20 protein-coding genes are annotated in these 18608 nt (G+C 68.9%); 13 read left to right on the forward strand and 7 right to left on the reverse strand.

Annotated elements, in window-relative coordinates; translation table 11 throughout:
* Positions 1 to 24: 24 nt before the first annotated feature.
* From ACFXHE_RS13625 to ACFXHE_RS13655, 7 genes are all read left to right on the forward strand, one after another.
* Positions 25 to 2172 carry an AMP-binding protein gene (locus tag ACFXHE_RS13625; protein WP_379382908.1) on the forward strand — a complete coding sequence of 716 codons (2148 nt, stop codon included), beginning with the start codon at positions 25 to 27 and terminating at the stop codon, positions 2170 to 2172.
* Positions 2173 to 2298: 126 nt separating this feature from the next.
* A complete protein-coding gene (locus ACFXHE_RS13630; protein ID WP_379382910.1) occupies positions 2299 to 2685 on the forward strand; it encodes a hemophore-related protein in 387 nt (128 codons plus the stop codon).
* A 25-nt stretch (positions 2686 to 2710) separates the two neighbouring features.
* Entirely contained in the window at positions 2711 to 3418 is a 708-nt protein-coding gene (locus tag ACFXHE_RS13635) for a response regulator transcription factor (protein WP_379382912.1), read from the forward strand.
* Positions 3415 to 4815: a sensor histidine kinase gene (locus tag ACFXHE_RS13640; RefSeq protein ID WP_379382914.1), complete on the forward strand. Its 1401-nt coding sequence runs from the start codon at positions 3415 to 3417 to the stop codon at positions 4813 to 4815. The genes ACFXHE_RS13635 and ACFXHE_RS13640 overlap by 4 nt, the downstream gene beginning before the upstream one ends.
* Before the next feature lie 70 nt (positions 4816 to 4885).
* Entirely contained in the window at positions 4886 to 6046 is a 1161-nt protein-coding gene (locus tag ACFXHE_RS13645; protein ID WP_379382916.1) for a YhgE/Pip domain-containing protein, read from the forward strand.
* A gap of 146 nt (positions 6047 to 6192) precedes the next feature.
* The gene (locus tag ACFXHE_RS13650) at positions 6193 to 6474 is read left to right on the forward strand and encodes a hypothetical protein (protein WP_379383426.1); all 282 of its coding nucleotides are present in this window, start codon (positions 6193 to 6195) and stop codon (positions 6472 to 6474) included.
* A 56-nt stretch (positions 6475 to 6530) separates the two neighbouring features.
* Positions 6531 to 7217 carry an RDD family protein gene (locus ACFXHE_RS13655; RefSeq protein WP_379382918.1) on the forward strand — a complete coding sequence of 229 codons (687 nt, stop codon included), beginning with the start codon at positions 6531 to 6533 and terminating at the stop codon, positions 7215 to 7217.
* 76 nt (positions 7218 to 7293) lie between these two features.
* Here ACFXHE_RS13655 and ACFXHE_RS13660 read toward each other — a convergent pair whose 3' ends face one another.
* Entirely contained in the window at positions 7294 to 7656 is a 363-nt protein-coding gene (locus ACFXHE_RS13660) for an FKBP-type peptidyl-prolyl cis-trans isomerase (protein ID WP_354830823.1), read from the reverse strand.
* Positions 7657 to 7746: 90 nt separating this feature from the next.
* Here ACFXHE_RS13660 and ACFXHE_RS13665 point away from each other — a divergent pair, with 90 nt between their 5' ends.
* Together ACFXHE_RS13665 and ACFXHE_RS13670 are read left to right on the forward strand one after the other, a co-directional pair.
* Positions 7747 to 8550, forward strand: coding sequence for a TrmH family RNA methyltransferase (locus ACFXHE_RS13665; protein WP_379382920.1), 804 nt, complete (start codon positions 7747 to 7749; stop codon positions 8548 to 8550).
* Positions 8547 to 8840, forward strand: a complete 294-nt coding sequence (locus tag ACFXHE_RS13670) for a DUF2537 domain-containing protein (RefSeq protein WP_379382921.1) — start codon at positions 8547 to 8549, stop codon at positions 8838 to 8840. The genes ACFXHE_RS13665 and ACFXHE_RS13670 overlap by 4 nt, the downstream gene beginning before the upstream one ends.
* A gap of 1 nt (position 8841) precedes the next feature.
* Here ACFXHE_RS13670 and ACFXHE_RS13675 read toward each other — a convergent pair whose 3' ends face one another.
* From ACFXHE_RS13675 to serC, 3 genes are all read right to left on the reverse strand, one after another.
* The gene (locus ACFXHE_RS13675) at positions 8842 to 9582 is read right to left on the reverse strand and encodes a DUF6928 family protein (protein ID WP_379382923.1); all 741 of its coding nucleotides are present in this window, start codon (positions 9580 to 9582) and stop codon (positions 8842 to 8844) included.
* A 244-nt stretch (positions 9583 to 9826) separates the two neighbouring features.
* Positions 9827 to 10858 (reverse strand): septation protein SepH, encoded by a 1032-nt coding sequence (sepH, locus tag ACFXHE_RS13680; RefSeq protein WP_379382925.1) that lies wholly within the window; start codon positions 10856 to 10858, stop codon positions 9827 to 9829.
* A 232-nt stretch (positions 10859 to 11090) separates the two neighbouring features.
* Complete coding sequence (gene serC, locus ACFXHE_RS13685) at positions 11091 to 12215, reverse strand: phosphoserine transaminase (protein WP_354830837.1); 1125 nt, start codon at positions 12213 to 12215, stop codon at positions 11091 to 11093.
* Positions 12216 to 12347: 132 nt separating this feature from the next.
* On the opposite strand from serC, the gene ACFXHE_RS13690 reads away from it, so the two are divergent.
* On the forward strand, positions 12348 to 13103 hold the full coding sequence (locus tag ACFXHE_RS13690; RefSeq protein WP_379382927.1) for a hypothetical protein: 756 nt from the start codon (positions 12348 to 12350) through the stop codon (positions 13101 to 13103).
* A gap of 59 nt (positions 13104 to 13162) precedes the next feature.
* Here the strand turns inward: ACFXHE_RS13690 and ACFXHE_RS13695 are convergent, their stop codons facing one another.
* Both ACFXHE_RS13695 and ACFXHE_RS13700 read right to left on the reverse strand, forming a co-directional pair.
* Entirely contained in the window at positions 13163 to 14029 is an 867-nt protein-coding gene (locus ACFXHE_RS13695; protein ID WP_379382929.1) for a polysaccharide deacetylase family protein, read from the reverse strand.
* A 50-nt stretch (positions 14030 to 14079) separates the two neighbouring features.
* The gene (locus ACFXHE_RS13700; protein WP_379383428.1) at positions 14080 to 14220 is read right to left on the reverse strand and encodes a DUF1272 domain-containing protein; all 141 of its coding nucleotides are present in this window, start codon (positions 14218 to 14220) and stop codon (positions 14080 to 14082) included.
* A 104-nt stretch (positions 14221 to 14324) separates the two neighbouring features.
* On the opposite strand from ACFXHE_RS13700, the gene ACFXHE_RS13705 reads away from it, so the two are divergent.
* On the forward strand, positions 14325 to 15131 hold the full coding sequence (locus tag ACFXHE_RS13705; protein WP_379382930.1) for an RDD family protein: 807 nt from the start codon (positions 14325 to 14327) through the stop codon (positions 15129 to 15131).
* Positions 15132 to 15227: 96 nt separating this feature from the next.
* Here the strand turns inward: ACFXHE_RS13705 and ACFXHE_RS13710 are convergent, their stop codons facing one another.
* Complete coding sequence (locus ACFXHE_RS13710; RefSeq protein WP_354830844.1) at positions 15228 to 16370, reverse strand: citrate synthase 2; 1143 nt, start codon at positions 16368 to 16370, stop codon at positions 15228 to 15230.
* Between the two features lie 101 nt (positions 16371 to 16471).
* On the opposite strand from ACFXHE_RS13710, the gene pdxH reads away from it, so the two are divergent.
* Positions 16472 to 17197: a pyridoxamine 5'-phosphate oxidase gene (gene pdxH / locus ACFXHE_RS13715; RefSeq protein WP_379382932.1), complete on the forward strand. Its 726-nt coding sequence runs from the start codon at positions 16472 to 16474 to the stop codon at positions 17195 to 17197.
* A gap of 106 nt (positions 17198 to 17303) precedes the next feature.
* Positions 17304 to 18587 (forward strand): MFS transporter, encoded by a 1284-nt coding sequence (locus ACFXHE_RS13720; RefSeq protein WP_379382934.1) that lies wholly within the window; start codon positions 17304 to 17306, stop codon positions 18585 to 18587.
* The last annotated feature ends 21 nt before the right edge of the window (positions 18588 to 18608 follow it).

Here is an 18608-nt window from a genome sequence, read left to right on the forward strand (position 1 = left end):
TGGCGGAGCTAGGGAGTCACCGGGTTGAACGCGAAGCAGGAGTACCGATCGGCTTATCAGCTGAGCCTGGTCGATCCCTCGGAGTTCTGGTGCGACGCGGCCGAAGCCATCAGCTGGGATGTGCCTCCCACCCAGATTCTCGATACCGCGGCCCGTCCGACGGCGCGCTGGTTTCCCGATGCTCGCCTGAACACCTCCTACAACACCCTGGACCGGCATGTGCGCGATATCACATCCCCGGAGGGCCCGACCGGCGGTCAGGAGGGGGGTCGCGCTGAACAACCGGCCCTAATATACGACTCCGCTATGACCGGGTCCAGAAGGATCTACACATATCGGGAGCTGCTGGACGAAGTCGCCCGATTTGCCGGATCCATGCTCCGACTGGGCGTCAAGACCGGTGATCGCGTCGTCATCTATATGCCGATGATTCCGGAAGCCGTGGTGGCCATGCTCGCCTGTGCCCGCATCGGCGCGGTGCACTCGGTGGTCTTCGGCGGATTCGCCGCCCACGAACTCGCGGCCCGCATCGACGACGCCGAACCTGTGCTGATTATCACTGCCTCCGGCGGGCTGGAACCCGGCCGCCGCATCGAATACCCGCCGATCGTACTGGCCGCCCTCGACCTCGCGGAGACCACCGCGCCCCGCACGGTGCTGGTCAAGCAGCGGGACGGCTTCCCCACCATTCGTTTTCCCGCCGAGCAGGCCGCCACCGAACATCTGCCCGCCTCCTCCGACACCGTCGCCGCCCGCTGGCTGGACTGGGACGAGGCGCAGATCGGCGCGGAACCGGCCGATCCGGTCTCGGTGGCCGCGACCGATCCCCTCTATATCCTCTACACCTCCGGGACCACCGGGAAGCCCAAGGGCGTGGTGCGCGACAACGGCGGGCACGCGGTCGCACTGGCCTGGTCCATGCGCAATATCTACGAGGTCGGCCCCGGTCAGACCATGCTCACCACCTCCGATATCGGCTGGGTGGTCGGGCACTCCTACATCGTGTACGCGCCGCTGCTGGTCGGGGCGACCACCATCCTCTACGAGGGCAAGCCGATCGGGACCCCGGACGCCGGGACCTTCTGGCGACTGGTGGACGAGTACAAGGTGGACGTGATGTTCACCGCACCGACGGCGCTGCGGGCCATTCGCCGCGCCGATCCGGACGCCGCACTCGCGCATCGGCACGATCTGACCCGGCTGCGGGCGCTGTTCTGCGCCGGCGAGCGGCTGGACCCCGCCACCTACGAGTGGGCGGTGGAGACCCTGCTCGCGGAGCGGCCCGACTGCCCGGTCGTGGACCACTGGTGGCAGACCGAGACCGGCTGGCCCATCTGCGCGAATCCGCTCGGGTTGCAGCAACTTCCGATCAAGCCCGGTTCGGCCTCGGTGCCGGTGCCCGGGTACCGGCTGCGGGTGCTGGATTCCGAAGGCAATGCGGTCCCGCCCAATACAGAAGGAAACATCGTCATCGGGCTGCCGCTGCCGCCCGGCACGCTGACCACGCTGTGGCGCGACGACGCCCGCTACGAGCGCTCCTATCTCTCCGCCTATCCCGGCCACTATCTGACCGGGGACTCCGGCTTCTTCGACGAGGACGGTTACCTGTACGTCCTGGGCCGCAGTGACGACGTCATCAATATGGCCGGGCACCGGCTCTCGGCGGGCGGTATCGAGGCGGCCATCTCCGGGCATCCGGCCGTGGCCGAGACCGCGGTGGTCGGTATCCCGGACGAGCTGAAGGGGCAGCGGCCGATCGGGTACGTGGTGCTCAAGACCGGCATCGACATCGAGTCCGAGCGGCTGCGCGCCGAGGTCATCGAGCGGGTGCGCGAGCGGGTCGGCGCCATTGCCACCCTCTACGATGTGGTCGCGGTGACCGCGCTGCCGAAGACCCGCTCCGGAAAGATCCTGCGCCGCACCATGCGTCAGATCGCGGCGGGTGAAACCTTCGAGGTGCCGCCCACCATCGACGACGCCGCCATGTTGCCCACCCTGGAGAAGCAGATCCGCGACGCGGTCACCCTCATGGAGGACAAGGAGCGCATCGCCGCCGCCGATGCCGCGGTCGCCGCCTCCCCGATCCACCGGGTCGATCCGGCCACCCTCGATACGGGCGCGTCCGGGGTGGATCCGGCCGCTCAGGCCGGGGATTCGGCCGTCTCGGGCTAGCCTCAGAGAGTTTTCATACTTCGCTCATCGGCCTCCCATGCGGGTGGTTTAGCGTCGGGCGGGCGCGAATCGCGGGATTCGCGCGCCACCCTTTCGCTCTGCTTGTCGAACAAGAAAGGTCGATGCATGAGCTTCGTCCGTAATCGCCGCGTCGGTGCGCTCTTCGGAGCCGGCGCGGCCGCCGCCGTGGCCCTCGCCCTCGCGCCCGCCACCGCCTCGGCCTCCCCTGCGGATCTGGTTGCGCCGCTACTGAACTCGACCTGCACCTTCACCCAGGTGGATGCCGCCCTGCACGACAAGGCCCCGGCCCTGGCCTCGTTCCTGGACCAGAACCCGGGCTACAAGTCCGAGTTGCAGGCCAAGTTCGCGCTGTCGCCCGAGCAGCGTCAGGCCGAACTCGACCAGTATCTGAAGGACAACCCGGACGCCGCCGACCAGGCCGCGGCCGACCCGCGCGCCGGCGGAATCGCCGCCGCGATCCAGCAGGTCGCGGACTCCTGCCACAACTACTGAGCTAGCGGCTGCCAGAATGGAACCCGTGGTCGAACGCGGTGAGGTACCCACTGTCCTGGTCGTCGACGACGACGAGGATGTGCTCGCATCGGTCGAGCGCGGGCTCCGGCTGTCGGGGTTCCGGGTGGTCATCGCCCGGGACGGCGCGGCGGCGCTGCGCAGTGTCAACGAATCCGCCCCCGATGCCGTCGTGCTCGATATGAACATGCCGGTGCTGGACGGCGCGGGCGTGGTCACCGCGCTGCGCGCCATGGGCAACGAGGTGCCGATCTGCGTGCTGTCGGCGCGCAGTTCGGTCGACGATCGGATCGCCGGGCTGGAGTCCGGGGCCGACGACTATCTGGTGAAGCCGTTCGTGCTCGCCGAACTGGTCGCCCGCATCAAGGCGCTGCTGCGGCGGCGCAGCGACGTACCCGCCTCCGCCATCCCGGGCGCGATCACCGTGGGCCCCTTGGAAGTCGACGTCGCCGGCTACCGGGCGCTGCTGCACGGCACCGAGATCGAGCTCACCAAAAGGGAATTCGAGCTGCTGTCCACGCTGGCGCGCAGCGCCGGCGTGGTGCTGAGCCGGGAGCGGCTGCTGGAACTGGTGTGGGGCTACGACTTCGCGGCCGACACCAATGTGGTGGACGTCTTCGTCGGCTACCTGCGCCGCAAACTCGAGGTCGACGGCACCCCGCGCCTGCTGCACACCATTCGCGGGGTGGGATTCGTCTTACGCGCACCCAAATGAACCGGCCCGCACCCGATTCCGCGCCACCGCGCCGGCGCCGCCACTCCTATTCGCTGCGCTTCCGGGTCGCGGCGGCCGCGGCGCTGGGCGCCACCATCATCGTGGCGGTGCTCAGCTGGGTCACTGTCACCGCCATCGAGCGCAACAATCTCAGTCAGGCCGATCAGCAGCTGGCGCTGTCCTCGCGGATCGTGCTCATCGAGCCACAACTCGCGGTGACCGTCCTCGACGTGCTCGGGCCCACCAACCAGCTGGCACTCACCGTGCGCAATGCCGACGGCTCCATGACCAGCACCTCCGTGCAGCTGCCCGCCCTGTCGGTGGGTAATCACACCGTCACGGTGGACGGCAATTCCTACCGGGTGCTCACCACCACCGAGAACCAGCCCGCGGGACGCGTTGTCTCCCTGGGCATTCCGACCACGGACACCGAGCACGCCACCGCGGAGCAGCGGCGGTTCGTGTTCTTCGCGGCGCTGGCCGCGGTGGCGGCGTCGGCCGGGCTGGGCTGGCTGTTCGGCGGCCGCGCGGTGCGGCCCATCGTCCGGCTCACCGAGGCGGTCGATCAGCGCGGGCCCACCGGCGGCCCGAATGCTCAGCTGCCCGTGGACGGTTCGGGGGTCAGGGAGGCCGACAAGCTGGGCGAGGCCGTCAACACCATGCTGGAGCGGCTGGATCGGGCGCAGGCCGAGATCGCGGCGGCGCTGGAGACCGCGCGCGACTTCGCCGCGGTGTCCGCGCACGAACTGCGCACCCCGCTCACCGCCATGCGCACCGATCTGGAGGTGCTGCGCACCCTCGACCTCAGCGAGGACCAGCGCCGGGAGATCCTCGGCGACCTGCAGCGCGGCCAGAATCGGGTGGAGACCACCCTCGCGGCGCTGGAACGGCTGGCCGCCGGTGACCTCACCAATGAACGCGACCACGTGGTCACCGATGTGGCCGAGCTCTGCGACGCGGCCGCGCACGACGCCATGCGGCACTTCCCGCAGCTGAAGGTGCGCATCGACACCGACGCCGAACTCGTCACCCGGGGCCTGCCCACCGGGCTGCGGCTGGCCGTGGACAACGCGCTCACCAATTCGGCGCGGCACGGCGGGGCCACCGAGGCGCTGGTGTCGGCGCACCGGGCCGCGAACGGGCGCATCGTCATCTCCATCGACGACAACGGGCGCGGACTGCCGCCCGCGGAGCGCGAGGCGGTGTTCGAACGGTTCTTCCGGGGTAGCCAAGCCGCCAAGGGCGGGTCCGGGCTGGGGCTGGCGCTGGTCGCACAGCAGGCCCAATTGCACGGTGGCCGAGCCTATTTCGACGACGGCACGCTGGGCGGGGTGCGCCTGGTACTGGAACTTCCGGACCGCGATGCGCCGCCGGGGCCATCGCCCGGCCGCGGGTGAACGTACCGGTCTTTACCGAACTCTCAGACAACCATCAGAGCTCGGGACACGCCGCACCTCTACGGTCTGAATGGTGTTCGGAAAACGCGCCCGCTGGGTCCTGATCGTCCTGCTGCTCGCCGCCGCGGTCACCGCGGGCACGATCAGCGTCCTCCGACTGCGCTCCGCGCCCACCGCGGTCGCGCTCATCAACGGCGATACCGGGCCACTGGGCGCGCGCATCGCAAAGGAGCTACAGGGCAGCGGAACCCGGCACTGGGATGTGGTCGACGAGGCGAGCACCAAGGACTACGCCGCGGTGGTCACGCTGCCCACCGACCTCAGCACCGATATCACCTCCCTGCTCACCGACAAGCCGCAACGGGCACAGGTCACCGTCACCACCCACGATCGCGCCGACCCGAACCTGGTCAACGACGCGGTGACCGAGGTGACCAAGAAGATCAGCGCCGCCGGGCTGGACACCCTGTTCGCGACCATGAACACCGCGCGCCTGCAGGTGTCGCAGATCGCGGGCACCTCGCAGCTGCTCAGCGCGGGCGTGCAGGCGGCCGCCGACGGGGCGCAGCAGTTCTCCGGCGGCGCCGACCAGATGATGGACTTCCTGAATCAGGCGAAATCCGGTGCGGGACAGCTGACCTCCGGCATCGACGCGCTGAACTCCAGCCTGAGCGCCGCCACCACGCAGGCGAATCAGCTTGCCGCGGCGCTGGATTCGACCGGCGTCACCATGGGCCAGGTCTCCCAGGCGGCGAGCACGCTGTCCAACGGACTCGACTTCGTGGTGCCGTTGCTGCAGGCGCTGCCGTTCACCAATGATCCGCAGCTGGCGAATGTCATCACCCAGCTGCAGGGTCTGCAGAACGTGGCGAATCAGGCCAACACCCAGCTCAGCGGCTTCGCCAATCTGACCGGCACGCAAGTCACCCCGGATACCAAGGTCGGGCAACTACTGCGCGACGCGGCCGGCCGGCTGAACGACGCGAGCACGCAGCTGAATCAGGGCGCGTCGCTGGCACAGAGCATTCCGGCCATCGCCGATCAGGCGGGTACCCAGCTGGTGGCGGCCATGCAGGCGCTGACCGGTGGCGTCACCCAATTGCAGGCCGTGACCAAAACATTGGGCAATCAGGCCGGTCAGGCGATGGGCGCGCTCCCGCAGCTCGGAGTGCCGCAGCAAACGGCCATCGCGGCCGCCCTCACCGACCCGGTCGACATCGTTCGGAAATAACGTTCGCAAACAATCAGCAACATTCGGCGATTCGCCCGGATAGACTCTGCCGGGATTGCTCTAATCGACCCGTTTCGGAAGCTCCACCGCTCTACCGACCCTGGCTCCACCTAGCGCCCCGGTACCGGAGAGGAACGATCGTGAGCATGCTGATGGCCGCGCATGACATGTACGGCACAGTTCTCGCCCAGATGGGCAACCCCACCGCGGAGACCCCGCCCATGGCCGACAAGATGATGAAGATGTTCCGCTACTTCACCTGGTTCACCCAGATGTCGGGCGTCGCGGCCATCACCTACGGCGGCGGGCGCTTCGCCTGGGAGAAGTGGGGCGGCGGCTCGGCCTCCCCCAAGATGGTCGCCAACGCCATGATCGGCGGCGCGACCGCGACGAGCGCCGGAACAATCATGAACGCCATCGTCGGCTAGGGATTCGGGAGACAATGCGGGGGCCCAGCCCCCGCATTCCCTCTGGGGAGGAACCGATGACCTACGGCAACGATCCCTATTCGCAGCAGCCGCAACAGCCCGGATTCGGGCAGCAGCCCGGGTTCGGCCAGCAGCCACCGCCCGGCTACGGGCAGCAGCCACCACCCGGGTACGGCGGCCAGCCACAGCCCGGGTACGGGCAGCCGGTGGGCGGCTATCCGGGTCAGCCCGGGGGCTATCCGCCGGGACCCGGCTACGCCGCGTATCCCCAAGCGCCCTATGCCAGTTGGGGCGCGCGGGTCGGGGCGTACCTCATCGACCGGCTGATCATCGGCGTGCCCGCGGCCATCTTCTACGGCATCGGCTTCGCGGTCGGGTCCAAGGACATGAACTGCACCACCGACTCGACCGACTCCTCCTACAGCACGTCCTGCTCGGGCGGGCTGTCCGCGGGCGGGATCGTGCTGGTGCTCATCGGCGCGGCCATCGCGATCATCGGCGGCCTGTACCTCATCTATATGGAGGGCACCAGCGGCCAGACCCCCGGTAAGCGGCTGCTGGGCATCAAGCTGATCCGCGAGGCCGACGGCCAGCCCCTGGGCTTCGGCATGGCCTTCGTCCGGCAGATCTGCCACATCGTCGACACCCTCCCCTGCTACCTCGGCTGGCTCTGGCCGCTCTGGGACGCCAAGAAGCAGACCTTCGCCGACAAGATCATCAGCAGCATCGTCGTGAAGGTGTGAGTTCCAGCAGCGAAGACAACCGTGCCCGCCGCGTTGAAAAGCACGGCGGGCACGGGTTTTTCGTCGACCGGAGTCGTCAGTTCACGACGTCCAGGAGGTCGATGATGAAGACGAGGGTCTTGCCGGCCAGATGGTGGCCACCCGCCTCGCCGTAGGCCAGCTTCGGCGGGATGGTCAGCTGACGGCGGCCGCCCACCTTCATGCCCGGGATGCCGTCCTGCCAGCCCTGGATCAGGCCGCGCAGCGGGAAGACGATGGACTCGCCACGGTCCCAGGAGGCGTCGAACTGCTCGCCGGAGTCGTACTCGACGCCCACGTAGTGGACATCGACGGTGTCGCCGGGCTTGGCTTCGGCGCCGTCACCCACAACGAGGTCCTTGATCACGAGTTCGGCGGGGGCGGGACCATCCTGGAACTCGATTTCCGGCTTGCTGCTCATGGGCTGTCCTCTTCGATAGATCGGAATCGGGTCTCGATCACCTTATGCCCCGCGCATTCGCCCGCCCGCAGCGGAGGCGAAAATGTTCCGGTGGCCGAAGTGATCGATATCGACGACCCGAACGATCCGCGGGTCGCCGAATTCCGCGACCTCAACAATGCCGATCGACGCCCCGACCTGCCCGGCGGCAAGGGATTGGTGATCGCCGAGGGTGTGGTGGTCGTGCAGCGCATGCTGGCCTCGCGATTCACGCCCTTCGCATTGTTCGGTGTCGCGAAGAGATACGAACAGCTCGCCGAGGAGCTGACCGGAGTGGAAATTCCGTATTACCGGACCAGCGCCGAGGTGATGGCGCAGGTCGTCGGATTTCATTTGAATCGCGGCGTCCTCGCGGGCGCCTATCGGCCGCGTGAACTCACCGCCGGCGAGCTGCTCGCGGACGCGCGCACGGTGGCGGTGCTCGAGGGCGTGAACGACCACGAGAACATCGGGTCGATCTTCCGCAATGCCGCCGGATTGGGTGCGGACGCCGTGCTGTTCGGCGACCGCTGCTCGGATCCGCTGTACCGGCGCGCCGTGCGGGTCTCCATGGGCCACGTACTGCGTGTCCCCTTCGCCCAGCTGCCGCCCTTCCCGGCGGGGCTGGACCTGCTGCGCGACAACGGCTTCCAGATCATCGCCCTGACCCCGAACCCGAAGGCCGACACCCTCGCCACCGCCATGACCGGCGAGAAGGTGGCCCTGCTGCTCGGCGCGGAGGGCCCCGGCCTCACCGAGGAGACCATGCGGGCCAGCGACATTCGTGCCCGCATCCCCATGACGGCGGGCACCGATTCGCTTAATGTGGCGACCGCAGCCGCCATGGCCTTCTACGAGAGAGTGCGTGCCCAGTGAGCCATCCGCCCGACGGACCGTATGGATACGGCTATTCCGAACCCACCCCGTGGGCCAGCGGCATCGCCGTGGTCGTCATGGTGGCCGCACTGACCGCCGTCGGCGTCTACGCCTTCGGCGCGGCGCTGGCCCAGATCCATCCGGTGCTGTCGGTGGCGGTCAACCTGATCGCGGTGGGCGGGGCCGCCCCGACCGCCTGGCGCTGGCGCTACGCCCCGGTGACCCGCTGGGTGATCGCGGGCCTGGGTGCGGGCGTACTGCTGGCCTGGCTGGGCCTGCTGCTGTTCTGAGTCAGGAGACCCGGTCGCGGCCGCGCAGCCAGCCCAGCAGTCCGCGTTTGCTGCCGTTGTGCTCGACGGGCGCCTCCGGCACGACCTCCACCACCATGGGCGCCTCGCCCCTGGGGAACAGCGAGAAGCCGCACACCTCGATCCGGTCGGCGGTCAGCGCCTGCTCGGGATCCCGGCCGCGATACCGGAAGCCGAGCCACTCCTGATTGGCGGCGTCGGCGAAGTCCGGCGGGTCGAAGGGCAGCAGCTGCGGGTCGGGCAGTTCGCCGGGCGCGAGGTGGATGGGATGTTCACCCGCCCAGTAGGGCCGCTCCCACACCCGCGGCATGCCCTCGTCCTCGAGGATATTGACCCGGGTCGCGCTGAAGGAGCGGCGGAATTCGCCGCGTTCCCAGTGCGCGAACGCGCCCCAGCCCAGGGACAGGTCGTAGGAGATCAGGTAGGTCTGCTCGGAGGCCAGCGGACGTACCAGCAGCTCCGGCAGCCTGGTCGGGCGTGGCAACGCGGCCTGGGTGGAGCAGACGACCGTGACGCCGGGATAGCAACCGATATAGATGGATTCGCGATCCGGCCCCGCCCACACCTTCATGGTGCCCGAGGCGGCGGGCACCACATCACGGTCCGGGTTGAGCTGTCTGGCGAGTGCGAAGGCGGCGTCCGGGTCGGGTCCCGGGTGCGCACGCAGCACGGCCACCGGATCGGGGGCGTCGACGTACCACAGGGACGAGACCGTTGATGGCACCGACGTCACCTCCCCTCAGTCACTGCACACAGGATGGCTACTTTTGAGCAAACATCCGGCGGCCGATCGCTGGCATCGACGTGGGTCGACCCGGCACTGACCGCCGACTTAATGAATCTACCCCCGCGAGGGCCGAAATATCGCCGTTGCCAACCTTGTTTCGCGGCGCGGCGCAGAGCGGATGGCCAGCGGATTCAGCAACCCACTAGCATCCGAGAAATTCGAGCGGCCTACCCGGCAGGACTCAGTGACCGGAGGACCGCACGCCTAGGAGTACATCCTCCCAGGACGGCATCGGCGCCTTGCCGCCCCGCTTGGCGCGATTCGGCTTCTGCGCGTTGGCCTTCGCGGCCGGCTGCGCCGGGGCGGGAGCCGGTTCCGCGGGCTCGGCGGCAGCCGCGGGGGCCGGAGCGGGCGCCGGGGCAGCCGGGAGCGCCGGAGCGGGCTGCTCCTTCGTCGCCGGGGTGGGCGCGGGCGCCGGGGCAGCGGCGGTGGTCACCGGCACGGTGCCGTCGCCGACCGCGGCGCGCTGCTCGAAGTAGTCGTCCACGTTCTGCTGCTTGGCGACTCGCGCCGGGGCGGACTCGTAGTCGGGGGTCCGCTCCTCGCGCGGTGCGGGCGCGGGCGCCGGCACCTCGTCCACCACCGGGTCGGTCTGGTCCGGCAGGATGGTCGCCAGGCCGCGCAGCGCCCGGCCGAAGTCGGGATCGATCAGGTCCGAGGCCGGATCATCGAGCGGCACCACCGAGCCGCCGTGCGCGTCCGGCTGGTAGCGCCAGTGCGCGGCGATCACGGAACGGCCCGCCTGCCACTGCAATTGGGCCACCCAGTAGCCCTTCTCGTCCTTCCAGGCGTCCCATTCGGCGACCTCGATATTGTGGCCGCGCTCGGCGAAGGCGGCCGACACGATCTCGATGAGGGTCTCCACGGCGGGACCGTCGTTGCGGACCGGGTGCGCCTTCTGCGCCAGCTCGGCGGCCCGGGCGCGTTCCAGCAGAACGGGATACGCGAAACGCTCCACCCGCGACAGCGGCATACCCGACTCTTCGGTGACCTGCTCCACCGACGCACCGGCACGGATACGGGCCTGGATATCGCGAGGACGCATCGTGGCTTCCGTTTCGATCTCGATTTGGCCGAATCGGGCAAGATCTCCGCGGGCAGCGGCGCGCAGTTTATCGTCGGCGGCGAGCCTGTACTTCTGGCCGCTCTCGGTATCGATGCACACGATGTGCGTGGAATCGGGCGTCAATCCGATTACTCGAAGTTCACGCACCGTTACCTCCTGTTCGCTGCGCAACTCACAGCTATAGCTAGGCTCGCGACACCGCCCACGTTCTGGAACAGTAGTGCACTTCTGAGAATCATGGGGCAAGACACGCGGCGCGGAAATCTGTTCCCAGACTTCCGCGCCGCATTAGTGTGATCGATTCGCCTCAGCGGCGAAACCGGTTTCACGATCTCCCGAACATCGTGAGAGAACCGCGAACCGATGTCGTTTTTACTGCTCAGGCCAGCTTTTCGACGACCCAGTCGACGCAGCGGGTCAGCTGCGACACATCGTCGGGGTCGATGGCCGGGAACATGCCGATGCGGAGCTGGTTACGGCCCAGCTTCCGGTACGGCTCGGTGTCCACGATTCCATTGGCGCGCAGCACCTTCGCCACCTGCGCGGCGTCCACGGTGTCGGCGAAGTCGATGGTGCCGACGACCTGCGAGCGCAGCGCCGGGTTCTGCACGAACGGCGTTGCGTACGCGCTGGTCTCGGCCCACGAGTACAGGCGCGAGGACGAGTCGGCGGTGCGCTTCACGGCCCAGTCCAGGCCGCCGTTGCCATTCAGCCACTCGATCTGGTTGGCGAACAGCAACAGGGTGGCAAGCGCCGGGGTGTTGTAGGTCTGGTCCTTGGTGGAGTTGTCGATCGCGATCGGCAGCGAGAGGAATTCGGGGGTCCAGCGACCCGAGTTCTTGATTTCCTCCACCCGCTCGAGCGCCTTGGGGCTCATGAGCGCGATCCACAGGCCGCCGTCGGAGGCGAAGCACTTCTGCGGGGCGAAGTAGTAGACGTCGGTGTCGGCGATGTTCACCGGCAGGCCGCCCGCGCCGGAGGTGGCGTCGATGGCGACCAGCGCGTGCTCGGAACCGGCCGGGCGCGACACCGGGATGGCGACACCGGTGGAGGTTTCGTTGTGGGCCCAGCCGATCAGGTCGGCCGACGGGTCGGAGGTCGGCTCGGGGGCGTCGCCCGGCTCCGACTTCACCACGATCGGGTCACCGATGAACGGGTTGCCCTTGGCGACCGAGGCGAACTTCGAGGAGAACTCGCCATTGCTCAGGTGCAGCGACTTCTCGCGGATCAGGCCGAAGGCGGCGGCGTCCCAGAACGCGGTGGTGCCACCGTTGCCCAGCACGACCTCGTAACCGTCGGGCAGCGAGAACAGGTCGCGCAGACCGGAGCGCACCCGGGCCACCACGTCCTTGACCGGCTTCTGCCGATGCGAGGTACCGAACACCGAGGCGCCGGTATCCACCAGGGACTGCAGCTGCTCGGGGCGGACCTTGGAGGGGCCGCAACCGAACCGTCCGTCGGCGGGCTTGAGATCGTCGGGGATGGTCGGGAACGCAGAGGTCATGGCGACAAGGGTAGAGGTGCTATCACCCGCGCTCACGCCCGGGTCCGGTCGGAAAAACATTCCCACGAGCGGGTTCGGCAAACCGCGGGTATCGCTGTGTCGGGCACCACACAGCGATTACGGTGTACCGCCATGGACATGGCCGCACACGAGCGACCGCGCAGCGCTTCCGACCAGCCGCCCGATTCCGGACCCGGCGCGCCCCCGAATTCCGGTCGGGGACGCGGCGGTCCGCAGGTTGTGCCCGCCCCGCGCATCGGCCTGCTCGCCCGGCTGTCCTCGCAATTCGGTTCCCGCGGCCTCGCCCGCCGCGGGCCCGCGCTCGACGACGCCGCCCGGCGCGAACTGCTGCTGCACGGCGTGGAGGGCGCCGCGACCGTGCTCGGTGTGCACGGCGCCGCCGAGGCCGAGCCGGGGCCGGAGTTCTGGGTGCGGGTCCAGCTCGAGGGCCGGCATGCCTACGAGGCGCGGGTCCGGCAGCGGGTGAACGCGGCCGATCGGCAGTGGATGCAGCCCGGCGATGTGGTCTGCTGCCGGGTCGATCCGGGCGATGACGACCGGGTGGTGCTGTATCTGCCCGCGTCCGAGGAGACCTCGCGCACCAATATCACCAAGATCCTGGCCGACGGCCGCCGCGCCCGCGCCACCGTGCTGGCCGCGACACCGGTCGCGGCCGACTACACCGGCAGAGACGATCCGGTGCTGCGGCTGGATCTGGAACTGCACGCCTGGGACGAGCCGGGGCCGTGGCGGGTGCGGGTGGTGCAGCCGGTCCCCCTGTCCGCCCTGGAATTGGTGGATCTGGGCCGGCATCTGGAGGTCGCCTTCTTCACCGTCGACCGCGGCGAATCCGTCGCGGTGGACTGGGCGGCCTCGCTACCCGGCTGACCGCCGGCCCCGAAACGCTGTGGCACGTGCCCGAAAGGCTGTGGCACGTGCCCGAAAGGCTATGGCAGGTGCACGAATTGGAAGCCGTTGGACTTCAGGGCGGGCAGGGCTGCGAGCATGCCCCGGCCGGTGCCCGACTTGGGGCGGTGCATGTGCGCCAGGGAGATGCCGCCGGTCTTGGCGGCCGTCATGTTGTTCTGGACCTGGGCGGCGGTCGCGGTGGCACCGAAATCGGCATTGACCGAGAAGCCGACCGGGGTCTCGCCCAGGTCCTTCACGATCGCCACGGCCACGTCGTCGTAGTGCGCGGTGCCCGCGCGGAAGAAGCGGGGCGCGTGACCGGTCAGGGCGGTGATGCGCTGGTGGTTGCCCCACACCTCGTCCACGGCCGCCTGCGGGGAGGCGGTGCCCTTGATCTCGTAGGCGGCACGGCCGTTCACCGACAGCGGGCAGTGCGCGGTGCCGTGGTTGCCGATCTCGAAGAGCGGGTTGGCGGCCAGCTGCCCGGCGCGACCGGGATTCGCGTCGATCCAGCGCTTGTTCAGGAACAGGGTGGCCGGAATCTGCTGAGCCTGCAGGAAGGCCAGCAGGTTCTCGTCGATGTCGTTGTTGCCGGGGCCGCCGCAGGCGTCGAAGGTGATCGCGAACTGCTTGCCCGTGGCATTGAACCCGGTCACGATGCCGTCGAGGTCCATGCCCCAGCCCTGCGGCTGCCGACCGGCATACTTCGCGGCCACGGCGTCGGGCGACACCGCGGCGGCGGGCAGCCGCGCCGGCGCGGTGGCCGGATCGGCCCCGGCGTGCGGATCGAGGATGCGGTCGGACGAATTGCCGTTCGCCACACCGCATCCGGCGGTGACGAGGCCTGCGGCGAGCGCCGCGCCCGCGGCGAAGAAGCCGCGCCTGGACAGTCCTGCGTCGAGCACCGGTGCAGGTTATGTGAATCCGGTCGCAGTAGCCAGGACCACGATCATGATTATTCGAACCGTTGCGGTCTGGCAACCAATTCGCCACCGCCGTTGGTGCAGATGTAATCCATTGTTCCACTGCAGGATTCGCCGCAGCAGCCCGAATACGAGCACCTCGGGACGCCGCCGCTGGTGAGCGGATCAGCAATCGCGCAGCGCTCACGGCGTGTCGGATTTCCAGTTCATCCCGAAGGCCGGATTGCTCCAGACTGTAGCCTGCCCGACCGAAACAAACCGTTTGCAAGGAAACGCATTGACATACCCGAACAACCCGTACCCGCAGCAGCAGCCCGGATACGGCTACCCGCCTGCCGATCAGCCCGCTCCGGGTTACGGCGCTCCCCAGCCCGGCTACGGCGCGCCGCAGCAGCAGCCCGCCTACGGCGCGCCCCAACCCGGTTACGGTGCGCCCCAGCCCGCGTACGGCGCCCCGCAACCCGCGTACGGTGCTCCGCAGCCGGGCTACGACGCCCAGTCCCCCTATGGCGCTCCGCAGCAGCCCGCGTACGGCGCGCCCCAACCTGCTTACGGCGCAGCGCAACCCGCGTATGGGGCGCCGCAGCCCGGCTATGCGCCGTTCGGAGGGTACGGGGCACAGTATGCGAGCTGGGGCGCGCGTGTGGGCGCGTACTTGATCGACGGCGCGATCTGGATGCTGCCCGGCGCGATCCTGCGGACCATCGCGGTCACCGCCGGCACGTCGAAGGTGCAGTGCAGCGTCACGCCCGGCACCTACCACACGTCCTGCACGGGCGGCGGGATGAACGCGGTGGGCGTCATCTGCCTGCTGCTCGCCTTCGTCGTCGGCGTCGCCGGCCTGCTGTTCATCAGCCACCAGGAGGGCACCACCGGCCAGACCCCGGGCAAGCGCGTGGTCGGCATCCGGTTGGTCCGCGAATCCACCGGCCAGCCGGTCGGTTTCGGTCTCGCCATCGGCCGCCGCCTGCTGCACTTCATCGACGCCCTCCCCTGCTACCTCGGCTTCCTGTGGCCCGCCTGGGACGCCAAGAAGCAGACCTTCGCCGACAAGATCGTCAGCACCATCGTCGTGAAGGGCTGAGAGCAACCCGGGGCTGGGGGGTGACCCGGGGACGAATGTGAAAAACGGTGGCCCGCAGCGATTCTCGCTGCGGGCCACCGTCGTGTTGGAACCGGATTACTTGTGCGACACCAGATCCCAGCCCGGGACGGCGTCGGGCTTGCGCGGGGCCGGGCCGGTGTAGATGGCGGCCGGGCGGACCAGCTTGCCCAGCTTCTTCTGCTCCAGGATGTGGGCACACCAGCCGGCGGTGCGGCCACAGGTGAACATGGCGGGCATCATGTGCGCCGGGACCTCGGCGAAGTCCAGGATCACGGCGGCCCAGAACTCGACATTGGTCTCGATGGCGCGGTCGGGGCGGCGCTCGCGCAGCTCGGCCAGGGCGGCCTGCTCCAGGGCGGCGGCGACCTCGTAGCGCGGGGCGTCGAGGCGCTTGGCGGTGGCGCGCAGCACGCGGGCGCGCGGGTCCTCGGCCCGGTAGACCCGGTGGCCGAAGCCCATCAGCTTCTCCTTGCGGTCCAGGATGCCCTTGACCAGAGCCCGTGCGTCGCCGGTCTTCTCGACGGCTTCGATCATGGGCAGCACGCGGGCCGGGGCGCCGCCGTGCAGCGGGCCGGACATGGCGCCGATGGCACCGGACAGCGAGGCCGCCACGTCGGCACCGGTGGAGGCGATGACGCGGGCGGTGAAGGTCGAGGCATTCATGCCGTGCTCGGCGGCCGACACCCAGTAGGCGTCGATGGCCTCGATGTGGCGCGGGTCCGGGTCACCCTTCCAGCGGGTCATGAACCGCTCGGTAATGGTGGCCGATTCGTCGATCTTCGCCTGCGGCACGGCCGGCTGGTAGATGCCGCGCGCCGACTGGGCGACGTAGGACAGCGCCATGACCGAGGCCCGGGCGAGGTTCTCGCGGGCGGTGTCGTCGTCGATGTCGAGCAGCGGCTCGTAGCCCCAGATCGGGGCCAGCATGGCCAGGCCGGCCTGCACGTCGACGCGCACATCGCCGGTGTGGATGGGGAGCGGGAACGGCTCGGCGGGCGGTAGGCCGCGGCCGAATTCGCCGTCGACCAGCAGGGCCCACACATCGCCGAAGGTGACCGAGTTGCCGACGAGGTCCTCGATATCGACGCCGCGGTACCGCAGTGCACCGCCGTCCTTGTCGGGTTCGGCGATATCGGTGGTGAAGGCCACCACTCCCTCGAGACCGCTGACGAAGCCGTCGGGGACGACCGAGCTTGGTACCGCAGCGCTGGCAGTCATGTTGTGACTCTCCTTGCAAAGTCGGGCCGCCCGATCTTTGGGCAGCCACGCCGATCAACTGGAGCTTAACCCCCGCATTACTCCGGAGTAACGTCTGCCCCATGGTTGACCAGGAGAAATTCGCCACGCCCGACATCGACATGGCTGCCCTGCGGGTCGAGTACGGAGTCGATCAGGGCGACAACCATCCGGACCCGGAAACCGACCTCGACGAGACCTGGCTGTCCGACGGCTGGGAGCCGTTGCTGCGCAACTGGATCGAGGACGCGACCAGCGCGGGCATGACCGATCCGAACTCGATGGTGCTGAGCACCGTCGAGATCACGGAAACCGGTCCGCGGCCCGCGTCGCGAACTGTCCTGTGCAAGGGACTTTCTCCCGAAGGTGTGACTTTTTACACGAATTACGAATCGTTCAAGGGCCGCCAGCTGACCCGAACCCCGTATGCCTCGGCCACTTTCGTGTGGCCCGCCATGGGCCGGCAGGTCACCGTGCGCGGGCCGGTGCGGCGGGTCCCGGCCGAGGCCACCGAGGTGTACTGGCAGTCACGTCCGCGCGGTTCCCGGCTGGGCGCGTGGGCCTCGGAGCAGTCGCGGCCCATCGCCTCCCGTGCCGAGCTGGACCGGCAGATGGATGCGACGGCCGCCCGGTTCGCCGAGGTCGGCGACATCCCGGTGCCGCCGTTCTGGGGCGGCTTCCAGATTCAGCCGGAGACCGTGGAGTTCTGGCAGGGCCGCCGCAGCCGCATGCACAACCGCATCCGGGTCACCGTCGAACCGGGCAATACCGACGTGTCGGTCATGAAAGTCGAACGCCTGCAACCCTGACCGACTCTCGTGAGCCCGAAAGAGTTGGATATCTCACGTTCAAATGATGGGATGATCGGCCCAAAATGCCTTCCCAAGCGCTCGTCGGCGTCGCTAGGTTGGGCCGGTGAAGCTGCTCGCCGACATAACTCCATTACGGAATCCTGATTACCGGAGGCTCTGGACCACCGGCATCGTCACCGTGATCGGCGCACAGCTGTCCGTCGTAGCCGTCCCCAAACAGCTCTACGACATCACCCACAGCTCTTCGTATGTCGGCCTGGCCGGGCTGTTCGGCCTCATCCCGCTCATCGTCTTCGGCCTCTGGGGCGGCGCGCTCGCCGACGCCATGGACCGCCGCAAAATGCTGCTCGTCACCGGTGCGGGCACCGGCCTGACCTCGCTGGCCTTCTGGGCGCAGGCCGCCGCCGGGCTGAACAATGCCTGGCTGGTGCTGATCCTGTTCTCGGTGCAGCAGGCGTTCTTCGCCATGAACCAGCCCGCGCGCAGCGCCATCTACCCCCGGCTACTGCCGCCCGAGCAGCTGCCCGCGGCCAATTCACTGAGCATGACGGTCATGCAGTTCGGCGCCATCGCCGGACCCGTGCTGGCGGGCATGCTGATTCCGTTCGCGGGCCTGGCCACGCTGTACCTGATCGACTCCATCGCGCTGCTGGCGACGCTGTGGGCCACCTGGAAGCTGCCACCCATCCCGCCGCACGGCGAGACCCGGCGCGCGGGCCTGCGCGAGGTGTTCGACGGTTTCGCCTACCTGGCCACCCAGCGCATCCTGCTGGCCTCGTTCGCGGTCGACGTGGTGGCCATGGTGTTCGGCATGCCGCGCGCCCTGTTCCCGCAGATCGCCCAGGACAGCTTCGGCGACACCGCTTCCGGCGGAACGGCACTGGGCCTGCTGTTCGCGGCCATGTCGGTGGGCGCGGTGCTGGGCGGGGTGTTCTCCGGCTGGCTGTCGCGGGTGCGGCGGCAAGGCCTGGCCGTGGTGGTCTGCATCGTGCTGTGGGGGCTGGGCATGGTCGGATTCGGCCTGGCCGTGGGCCTGGTCGGGCACGGGCTGAGCATGACGCTCGCACTCTGGATCGCGCTGGCCTGCCTGGCTTTCGGCGGCGCGGTGGACATGTTCTCCGCGGCCCTGCGCACCACCATGCTCCAGTCGGTGGCGACCGACGAGATGCGCGGACGATTGCAAGGGGTCTTCATCGTCGTCGTGGCGGGTGGACCGCGCATCGGTGATGTTGCGCACGGTTTCGCGGCCGCGGCGGTGGGTACCGCGACGGCCGCGGCCGGTGGTGGCGTCCTGGTCGTGATCGGCATGATGATCGCGGCCGTGGCGTTTCCGGCGTTCGTTCGATACCGGGTGGCACGTGCGTATTCGGAGGTGCAGCTCGCGTGATGCCGCGGGGTTCATGCTCAT

Origin of the sequence: Nocardia sp. NPDC059229 (assembly GCF_042754165.1) — a bacterium.
Lineage (GTDB): Bacteria > Actinomycetota > Actinomycetes > Mycobacteriales > Mycobacteriaceae > Nocardia.

What these genes read in the sequence shown, in the direction of transcription:
- ACFXHE_RS13630 (WP_379382910.1), top strand. Translation starts at nt 2,299, where the DNA reads ATGAGCTTCGTCCGTAATCGCCGCGTCGGTGCGCTCTTCGGAGCCGGC.
- ACFXHE_RS13640 (WP_379382914.1), top strand. Translation starts at nt 3,415, where the DNA reads ATGAACCGGCCCGCACCCGATTCCGCGCCACCGCGCCGGCGCCGCCAC.
- ACFXHE_RS13645 (WP_379382916.1), top strand. Translation starts at nt 4,886, where the DNA reads ATGGTGTTCGGAAAACGCGCCCGCTGGGTCCTGATCGTCCTGCTGCTC.
- ACFXHE_RS13650 (WP_379383426.1), top strand. Translation starts at nt 6,193, where the DNA reads ATGCTGATGGCCGCGCATGACATGTACGGCACAGTTCTCGCCCAGATG.
- ACFXHE_RS13655 (WP_379382918.1), top strand. Translation starts at nt 6,531, where the DNA reads ATGACCTACGGCAACGATCCCTATTCGCAGCAGCCGCAACAGCCCGGA.
- ACFXHE_RS13660 (WP_354830823.1), bottom strand. Translation starts at nt 7,656, where the DNA reads ATGAGCAGCAAGCCGGAAATCGAGTTCCAGGATGGTCCCGCCCCCGCC.
- serC (WP_354830837.1), bottom strand. Translation starts at nt 12,215, where the DNA reads ATGACCTCTGCGTTCCCGACCATCCCCGACGATCTCAAGCCCGCCGAC.
- ACFXHE_RS13690 (WP_379382927.1), top strand. Translation starts at nt 12,348, where the DNA reads ATGGACATGGCCGCACACGAGCGACCGCGCAGCGCTTCCGACCAGCCG.
- ACFXHE_RS13710 (WP_354830844.1), bottom strand. Translation starts at nt 16,370, where the DNA reads ATGACTGCCAGCGCTGCGGTACCAAGCTCGGTCGTCCCCGACGGCTTC.
- pdxH (WP_379382932.1), top strand. Translation starts at nt 16,472, where the DNA reads ATGGTTGACCAGGAGAAATTCGCCACGCCCGACATCGACATGGCTGCC.